Origin of the sequence: Brevibacterium aurantiacum (assembly GCF_007558825.1) — a bacterium.
Taxonomy (GTDB): domain Bacteria; phylum Actinomycetota; class Actinomycetes; order Actinomycetales; family Brevibacteriaceae; genus Brevibacterium; species Brevibacterium aurantiacum_A.
On the sequence record NZ_VLTK01000044.1, the window covers coordinates 1 to 1,298 of the forward strand.

Genomic DNA, 1,298 nt, shown 5'->3' on the forward strand with positions numbered 1-1,298 from the left:
ATGTACGGTCCGGGGACATAGTGAACGCTTGTTCGGGGACATGGTAGACACTTACAACTAAGGCATAAGAACCCGTTTATGGAGTCGCTTATGCCCTGGGATGCGAGAGATACCATGTCATTACGTACCGAGTTTGTTTTGTTCGCCTCGCAGGACGGGGCGAACATCCGTTCCCTCTGCCGTCGCTTCGGCATTTCACCTGCCACCGGCTACAAGTGGCTTCGTCGCTGGGCGGAGGAAGGGGCCTCCGGCCTTCAGGACCGCCCGCGCATACCGCACCATTCCCCGAACCGCTCATCTGACGACATCACTGCCCTGCTGCGCATGGCCCATGACCGTCATCAACGCTGGGGAGCCCGCAAGATTAAACGCTGGCTGGAAGACCAGGGGCACACCATGCCCGCCTTCAGCACCGTTCATACCCTGATGGCCCGTCACGGCCTGCTGCCGGGCACTTCACCGGGCATTCCCGCCACGGGACGGTTCGAACATGACGCGCCCAACCGGCTCTGGCAGATGGATTTTAAGGGCCACTTTCCCTTTGGCGGTGGCCGCTGCCATCCGCTCACTTTGCTGGACGACCACTCCCGTTTTTCCCTGTGCCTGGTGCACTGTAACGATGAACGTCGTGAGACCGTGCAGCAGCAGCTGGTCAGCGTGTTTGAACGCTACGGCCTGCCGGACAGGATGACGATGGATAACGGCTCACCGTGGGGAGACACCACCGGCACCTGGACGGCGCTGGAGCTGTGGCTGATGCGCCAGGGTATCCGGGTGGGGCACTCCCGGCCGTATCATCCGCAGACGCAGGGCAAGCTGGAGCGTTTTCACCGCAGCCTGAAGGCGGAAGTGCTGCAGGGGAAGTGGTTCGCGGACAGCGGTGAACTGCAGCGCGCCTTCGACCACTGGCGGACGGTCTATAACCTTGAACGCCCGCATGAGGCGCTGGATATGGCGGTACCGGGCTCGCGGTATCAGCCGTCATCGCGACGGTACAGCGGCAACACAACGCCCCCGGAATACGACGAGGGCGTGATGGTCAGGAAAGTGGATATCAGCGGAAAGCTGAGCGTGAAAGGGGTAAGTCTGAGCGCGGGTAAAGCGTTCAGGGGAGAGCGGGTCGGACTGAAGGAGACGCAGGAGGATGGCTGCTATGAAGTGTGGTGGTACAGCACGAAAGTGGGGGTGATCGACCTGAAGAAAAAGTCGATCACCATGGGTAAAGGATGTTAAAAAGTGTTCACCATGTCCCCGAACACCTGTCTACCATGTCCCCGGACCGTACAGGGGAGAGGGTT

1 protein-coding gene is annotated in these 1,298 nt (G+C 60.5%); it reads left to right on the top strand.

Annotated features, from left to right (window positions below; genetic code table 11):
• Positions 1–90: 90 nt before the first annotated feature.
• Positions 91–1,233, top strand: coding sequence for an IS481 family transposase (locus FO013_RS22150; RefSeq protein ID WP_047958346.1), 1,143 nt, complete (start codon positions 91–93; stop codon positions 1,231–1,233).
• Positions 1,234–1,298: the final 65 nt, after the last annotated feature.

Excerpts from the sequence above, each read along its gene's own strand:
- FO013_RS22150 (WP_047958346.1), top strand. The coding sequence starts at position 91 with ATGCCCTGGGATGCGAGAGATACCATGTCATTACGTACCGAGTTTGTT.